The sequence below is a fragment of the Saccharothrix sabaoui genome (assembly GCF_051756985.1).
Lineage (GTDB): Bacteria > Actinomycetota > Actinomycetes > Mycobacteriales > Pseudonocardiaceae > Actinosynnema.
Window position 1 is genome coordinate 1 of sequence record NZ_JBPKJK010000269.1, and the last position, 7,087, is coordinate 7,087.

Below are 7,087 nucleotides of genomic sequence, written 5' to 3' on the forward strand. Positions count from 1 at the left end.
CGCGTCCGGACGCCCTGCGGTCGTCACGGGGAGCACTCGTGAGGCCACATCCTGTCAAGGCATGTTCCTGCCAAACAGGACGGCTGACATGTTGGAAAACCTTGAACAAACTGCCTTGAGGCGAGAGCACGCGGGCAACGCCGCCGCGCGAGCGTGTGAGGGGTGGTCGATGAGGTTCCAGGTACTTGGTCTGGTGGGGGCGTGGGCTGGCGACACGCAGATCGAAGTGCGCGGTTCGAAGATGCGCACCTTCCTGGCGGCGCTGCTGCTGGCCCGGGGCCGGGTGGTCTCGGACGCCAGGCTGATGCAGATGCTGTGGGACGAGGACCTGCCCTCGACGACGCAGGCGCAGATCCAGACCTACGCCTCGCGGCTGCGCAGCCTGCTCGGCGCGGAGGCCAGGATCACGCGCCAGCCACCCGGCTACCGCTTCGAGTTCCTGGCGGAGGAGCGGGTCCAGCTCGACCTGGTCGAGTTCGAGACGCTGGCGGCGCGCGGCAGCGCCGCCCTGGCCGACGGCAGGCACGCCGAGGCGAGCAGGCTGCTGCGCGACGCGCTGTCGCGGTGGAACGGCCCGGCGCTGGGCGGGGTCACCGACCACCTCGCCACGGTGGAGCAGCCGAGCCTGGAGGAGGCCAGGCTCACCGCGCTGGAGAGCTGCATCGACGCCGAACTGGCCCTGGGCGAGCACCAGCGGCTGATCACCGACCTCACCGCCCTGATCGCCGCGGAACCGCTGCGGGAACGACCGCGGATGCAGCTGATGACCGCCCTGCACGGCAGTGGCCGCACGGCCGACGCGCTGGCCGTGTACCAGGACTTCCGCACCGCCCTCGCCGAGCTGGTGGGCCTGGACCCGTCCGCCGAGCTGCGGGACCTGCACCAGTCGATCCTCACCTCCGTGCCGCGCACGCCGCGCACGACGATCAAGCTGTGGACGCGGCGGCAGGAGGCCGACCCCGCGCTGCCGCCGGAGCCCAGCGACTTCACCGGCCGGGCCGTCGAGACCGAGCGGGCGTGCGCGGTGCTGAGCGGCTCCACCGGGCAGGCCGAGCTGCCCACCGCGTGCGTCGTCAGCGGCATGAACGGCGTCGGCAAGACCACCCTGGCCCAGCGCGCGGCCAGGTTGCTGGGCAAGCACTTCCCGGACCGCCAGCTGCTGGTGGACCTCGGCGGCAGGCACGCGTCGCCGCCCGGCGCCGACACCGTGCTGGACAGCCTGCTGGCGCGGCTCGGCGTGCCGGCCGACCGGCTGCCGGAGTCGACCCCGGCGAAGGTCGAGCTGTACCGCCGCACGCTGGCGGGCACCCGCACCCTGCTGATCCTCGACGACGCCCACGACGAGCGCCAGGTGCGACCGCTGCTGCCGTCCGTGCCCGGCTGCGGGGTGCTGATCACCAGCCGCTCCCTGCTGGCCACCCTGGAGGGCGCCGCGCGCATCACGCTCGGCCCGTTCTCCCCCGCCGAGTCGATGCAGCTGCTGGGCCGGATCATCGGCGTCGACCGGACCGCCGCCGAGCACCGGACGGCGCTCGACATCGCCGAGGTGTGCGGGCACCTGCCGATCGCGATCCGCGTGTGCGGCTCGCGGCTGGCCGCCCGCCCGCACTGGCCGCTGCGGCGGCTGGCCGAACGGCTGCGCGACCCGCGGCGGGTGCTGGACGAGCTGCGGGTGGGCGACCTGGACGTGCGGGAGCGGCTGCTGCCGTCGTTCGCCGGGCTGGCGGGCGACCTCCGCGACGCGCTGCTGCGGCTGTCGACCCTGGGCCCCGGCACGTTCCACCTCGGCACCGCCGCCGACCTGCTGCGCCTGCCCGTCGTGGACGCGCTCGACGTGCTCGACGAACTCGTCGCCGCGCACCTGCTGCGCCCCGACGCGCGCACGGCGGACCACTACCGGCTGCCCGAGCTCGTGCACGCCCTGGCGCTGGACCAGGACCAGCTCTGCAAGGTCGGCTGACCACCGTCCCCCTCTTCAGGAGACCCCCTGTGACGACAGCGATCAACGAGTTCCGCTACCTCACCCGCGACGACGTCGTGCGCGCGCTGACCGAGGTCGACGCCGTCGCGGTGGTGGCCGAGGCGCTGCGGCTGCACACCGAGCGCCGGGTGATGCTGCCGGAGGAGGCGTACCTGCCGTGGCGGTCGCCCAGCGGCGCGGCCAACCGGTGCCTGGCGATGCCGGGCGCGGTCGAGTTCGAGGACGGCTTCGCGGTCGGCCTGAAGACCATCAACGCCAGCCTCGGCAACGTCGAGCGCGGCCTGCCGCGCTCGCAGGGCTTCACCCTCCTGCTCGACCCGGAGACCGCGCGGCCCCGGACGCTGATGGAGGCGGCGCACATCAGCGCGCTGCGCACCGCCGCGGTGACCGCCGTGGCCGCGCGGTCGCTCGGCCGGCCGGGCGCGTCCCGGATGGGCCTGATCGGCTGCGGCACGCTGGCGATGACGCACCTGGAGCTGCTCGCGGACACGGTGCCGACCCTGGCCGAGGTCGTCGTGTTCGACATCGACCCGGCGCGGGCGGAGCGGTTCCGCGAGGAGGCGTCGGCGCGCAGGCCCCGGCTGACCGTGTCGGTGGCGGCGTCGGCGCGGGACTGCGTCCGCGGCTCGGACCTGGTGGTGCCGGTGACGACGGTGACCGAGGGCTACATCCCGCACGACTGGCTGTCGCCGGGCGCGCTGGTGTCCAACGTGTCGCTCGACGACCTGCTGCCCGACGCGGTGCGCCGCTGCGACCTGCTGGTGGTCGACGACTGGGAGCTGGTCAGCAGCGACAACCGCCGGCTGCTGGGCCGCATGTACCGCGCGGGCGAGCTGCTGCCGCCGTCGGGCATCGTGGAGGGCGACGGCGGCTCACCCGGCACGTCGGTGCGCAAGGTGGACGCCACGCTCGGCGAGGTGGTGTCCGGCGACCACCCCGGACGCGGCGCGGACACCGACGTCGTGGTGTGCAACGCGTTCGGGATGGCCATCCTGGACGTGGCCGTGGCGCACCGGGTGGCCGAGGCCGCCGAACGGGCCGACCTCGGCCAGGTCCTGTCGTTGTGACCGCCGCGCCACCGGCCGGGTCAGCCCCGACAGCCGCCGGACAGCCAGCCGACCTCGACCGCCCGCACGCCGACCTGGAACCGGCTCCGCGCCCCCAGGCGCTCGGCCAGGTCCGCGATCACCCGGCGCGTCGTGCGGACCGACACGCCGAGCTTGCGGGCGACCACGGCGTCGGTGTGCCCGTCGGCCAGCAGGCGCAGGACCTCGTGGTCCTGCGCGGTGAGGCCGTCGACGTCCCGGTTGACCGGTGCGCCGATCCCGGTGGCGGGTTCCCAGGCGTGGTCGAAGAACGCGCACAGCGCGGTGAGCACACCGGTGCCGCGCAGCACCACGATGCCCTCGTCGGAGTTGTGCGGGTCGATGGCCACTATCGCCACCTTGCGGTCGTAGAGGGACATCCGGACCGGCAGGCTCGGCACGGTGCGCACCTCGCCGCCCTGCTCGACCAGCCAGCGCGCGTAGGCGACGGCGGCCGTGTCGTTGGCGATGCTCTCCAGGTAGAGCCTGCGGATGCGCACGCCGCGCCCCAGCAGCCGGAGGTCCTCGGCCCGGTCCGCGGCCTCCTGCGGCTGCGGCGCCGGACCACCCGGCGAGAACGACATCATCTCCGACGTGCAGTTGTCCGCCAGGCTGTCGGCGAAGCTCTGCACCGCTTCCGGGCCCAGCACGCGCTGGTCCGGGAAATCGCCCTGGTCCACCTGCGCCTGCTCGTACTCGGCGAGCATGCTCGACACCAGCGCCCGACTGCGGGCGACGTCCTGCTGGTGGTAGGCCAGCACCGCTTCCTGCGCTTCCAGCAACCCGTGCAGCGCCGTGCCCGGGTCGACCAGGACGACCTCGTCCCGGTCGTGGTCCTGCCAGTCCGGTTTGACCAGGTTGAGCTGCACGAGTTCGTCCAGCGCGCGGTTCAGCCTGCCTGCCGACCACGTCAGCCAGAGCCCCAGCTCCGCGATGCCGACGTGCGGGTACTTGATCATGGTCTGGTACACGATTCCGGCATCGGTGCCGAGACCGAGGAACTGCATGTTCAACCTCCCCAGAGCGGCTGGAGCCAGCCGCCGGTCGAACGTGAGATCGGTTCACCACAGTGCGTCTATTCCCGGCAAAACCTCCGACATCTTCGTCAAATATTCATTCGCAATGCTGGCCGAAGAAAGAAAAGCACATGTCAAATACCGGAACGATAGGTCAGACGGGTGCAATGCCCCGTCGCCAGATTGAGCCGTTCGGAGTCTTTCGGATTCCCGAATCAGCACCCCCGTCGCCGGGAGAGCGGTGCTGACGTGGCTCGGCATCGCCTTCGGGCTGGCGTTCGCGACGGCGGTCGTCCCGTTCGGCAGCATCGAGCTGTTCCTCATCGGGCTCGTCACCCAGCGGCCGGACATCCCGTTCGCCGCCCTGGGCGCGGCGATCGCCGCTGGTCAGGTGCTGGGCAAGCTGGTCCACTACTACGCCGCGGTGGGCGCGCTGCGGCTGTCGTGGCGACCACCGCGCTGGTTGTCGCGCCGGCTGCCGCGCCGGGCGGCCCGCCCTGAGCGCGAACCGGGTCGGGTGGCCGCCCTGCTGAAGGCGGCGACCGAGCGCGCCCGCGAGGACCCGCGGTGGATGGCCGGGGTCTTCGGCCTCAGCTCGGTGGTCGGGCTTCCCCCGTTCGGGATGACGACCGTGCTCGCCGGCCTCACCCGGATGCGGGTGGAGCTGTTCCTCGCGGTCGGGCTGGCCGGGCGCTTCGTCCGGTACAGCTGCCTGGCCGCGGCGCCGGCCGTGTTCGGCGACGTGTTCTTCTGACCGGGAGCGGTGGTCGCCGCCGCCCGGGAGCCCAGTCCACAGTGGATGAACCCGACGGAGGGGACCGACCGTGAGCGACCACGTGGCCGTGCTGTTGTTGGACCTGGCGCTGATCCTGCTGCTGGCCCAGGGTTTCGGCGCGCTCGCCCGCAGGCTGGGGCAGCCGCCGGTGATCGGCGAGATCCTCTGCGGCATCCTGCTCGGGCCGACGCTGTTCTCGGGCGGGCTGTCCGCCGCGGTGATCCCGACCGACGTGCGCCCCCTGCTGTCGCCGCTGGCGAACGTCGGCGTCGCGCTGTTCATGTTCCTGGTGGGGCTGGAGCTGGACCGGTCCCTGCTCGCCACCGGGCGGCGGGTCATGACCGGGGTCGCGCTGAGCGCCACGCTCGTGCCGTTCGCGCTGGGCGCGGCGCTCGCCTGGTACTTGCTCGGGTCCTACGGGACCCGGCACGAACTCGGGTTCGTGCTCTTCCTCGGGGTGGCCATGGGCGCCACCGCGTTCCCCGTGCTGGCGCGCATCCTGGCCGACCGCGGCATCCAGCAGACCCCGCTCGGCACGCTCTCGCTGGGCATCGCCGCGATCGGCGACGTCGTGGTGTGGTCGGTCCTCACCGGGGTGGTCGTGCTCGTCGGCGGCACCGGCTCGGAGTGGCGGCTGCTCCTCGCCGTGCCGTACCTGGCGGTCCTGCTCCTCGTCGTGCGCCCGCTGCTGCGCCGGTTGGCCGCCCGCTGGACGGCGTCCGGCGCGGACACCCCGCGGCTCGTGGCGATCACCGTCGGCGTGCTCGCGTCCGGCGGCGCGACCGAGTGGCTCGGCCTGCACTTCGCGTTCGGCGCGTTCCTGTTCGGGTTCGTCTTCCCGAAGGACGCCGACAGCGGCCTGCGGGCCGACGTGGCGCGCCGGATCGGCACCATCACCTCGGTGCTGCTGCCGGTCTACTTCGTGACGGCCGGCCTCAAGGTCGACCTGTCCACGATCGGCGGGTCCGGCGTCGTCGACCTCCTCCTGGTGCTGCTCGTGGCGGTCGGCGGCAAGGCGGGCGCCGCCTACGTCTCGGCCCGCCTGCACCGGGTGCCGCCGCGCGACGCGGCGTCCCTCGCCGTGCTGCTCAACACCCGCGGCCTGACCGAGCTGGTCATCCTCACCGTCGGGCTGCAACTGGGCCTGCTGCACGAGGACCTGTACTCGCTGATGGTCGTCATGGCGCTGGTGACCACCGCGATGACCGCGCCGCTGCTGGCGCTGGTCGAGCGGGTGGGCCGACGCCGCTCCCCGACCACCCCCGACGCGGTGCCCGTCACCCGGTCAGGGGACTCCTGAGCGCGCTGTTCCCTGCGTCCGAGCCGGTGTCGCCACCCCTTGACGGCTGTGGTCGTGCAGCACCGGTGTGGTTGTCCGCCCGCCCGGGCGATTTCGCGCACGGGGACCGGTCGTAGCCGCCGCGACGTGGCCGCGGCTGCCGGTCGTCCACACCACGCCGGTCCGACCGACCGGAACGCGCACGGGCCGGCGCGCGTCCGACCGGTGGAGCTCGTCGGTCGGCGGTGGGGGTTCGGTGGGGATTCCGGTGGGACGTCGGGTGTTGCTCGCGTCGGCGGGCGCGTGCGTGGTCGTGCAGGTCGTCGCCGGCTTCCTGGTCGGCGGCGACGGGTGGTGGTGGGTCGGGGCGACCGGCTTCGTCGTCGGGGGGACCGGTTTCGCCCTCGTCTACCGGGCGCTCCGCGTGCGCGACGCGGTGCTGGGCGCGGCGCTGTTCCTCGGGCTGGGGCTGCCGGCGCTGACCGCGATCACCGGGCCGCCGCTGTGGTCGGCGTGGTTCGGCGAGCGGGACGCGTGCGTGGTGGTCGACCGCGTCGTGGCGCAGACGGCGCGCGACGACGACGAGGAGCGGTACGTGCTGTCCTGCGACGGGCGCGGTGTGGTGGACGCGCTGGGGCGCGGCGTCCGCCCGGCGGTGGTCGGCGACCGCGTGCCGCTGGTCTTCGACCGGCTCGGCGTGATGGCCCCCGTCCGGCCCGAGGACGTGTCGACGGCGGGCGCGTGGCTCGTCCCGCCCGCCGCGGCGGCGGTGGCCTGGTTCGTCGTGCTCACCGCGCGGCGGACGAGGGGGCCCGGGGCACCCTGGACGCGCCGGGCGTCGCGCTGGTCGTGACCCACCGGGTCGCGGACCCGGACGGGGCTGCCCGGTCCACGCCCCCGTCCGGGGGTGGGGCGGTCCGGCACCACGCGCTGCCTGAACGACACCATGAT

Annotated in this window: 6 protein-coding genes; 5 read left to right on the forward strand and 1 reads right to left on the reverse strand. The window is 73.6% G+C overall.

Annotation, left to right across the window (positions count from 1 at the left end; all coding sequences use genetic code 11):
- Window positions 1-241: 241 nt before the first annotated feature.
- Together ACR807_RS40305 and ACR807_RS40310 are read left to right on the forward strand one after the other, a co-directional pair.
- Window positions 242-1,960, forward strand: a complete 1,719-nt coding sequence (locus ACR807_RS40305) for an AfsR/SARP family transcriptional regulator (RefSeq protein WP_438926812.1) — start codon at window positions 242-244, stop codon at window positions 1,958-1,960.
- A gap of 29 nt (window positions 1,961-1,989) precedes the next feature.
- Window positions 1,990-3,048 (forward strand): ornithine cyclodeaminase family protein, encoded by a 1,059-nt coding sequence (locus ACR807_RS40310; protein WP_438926813.1) that lies wholly within the window; start codon window positions 1,990-1,992, stop codon window positions 3,046-3,048.
- A 20-nt stretch (window positions 3,049-3,068) separates the two neighbouring features.
- Here ACR807_RS40310 and ACR807_RS40315 read toward each other — a convergent pair whose 3' ends face one another.
- The gene (locus tag ACR807_RS40315; protein WP_438926814.1) at window positions 3,069-4,073 is read right to left on the reverse strand and encodes a helix-turn-helix transcriptional regulator; all 1,005 of its coding nucleotides are present in this window, start codon (window positions 4,071-4,073) and stop codon (window positions 3,069-3,071) included.
- 250 nt (window positions 4,074-4,323) lie between these two features.
- Here ACR807_RS40315 and ACR807_RS40320 point away from each other — a divergent pair, with 250 nt between their 5' ends.
- The 3 genes from ACR807_RS40320 (at window position 4,324) to ACR807_RS40330 (ending at window position 6,989) form a co-directional block, all read left to right on the forward strand.
- Window positions 4,324-4,836 carry a hypothetical protein gene (locus ACR807_RS40320; RefSeq protein ID WP_438926815.1) on the forward strand — a complete coding sequence of 171 codons (513 nt, stop codon included), beginning with the start codon at window positions 4,324-4,326 and terminating at the stop codon, window positions 4,834-4,836.
- Between the two features lie 70 nt (window positions 4,837-4,906).
- Complete coding sequence (locus ACR807_RS40325; RefSeq protein ID WP_438926816.1) at window positions 4,907-6,157, forward strand: cation:proton antiporter; 1,251 nt, start codon at window positions 4,907-4,909, stop codon at window positions 6,155-6,157.
- Window positions 6,158-6,416: 259 nt separating this feature from the next.
- Window positions 6,417-6,989 (forward strand): hypothetical protein, encoded by a 573-nt coding sequence (locus tag ACR807_RS40330; RefSeq protein WP_438926817.1) that lies wholly within the window; start codon window positions 6,417-6,419, stop codon window positions 6,987-6,989.
- Window positions 6,990-7,087: the final 98 nt, after the last annotated feature.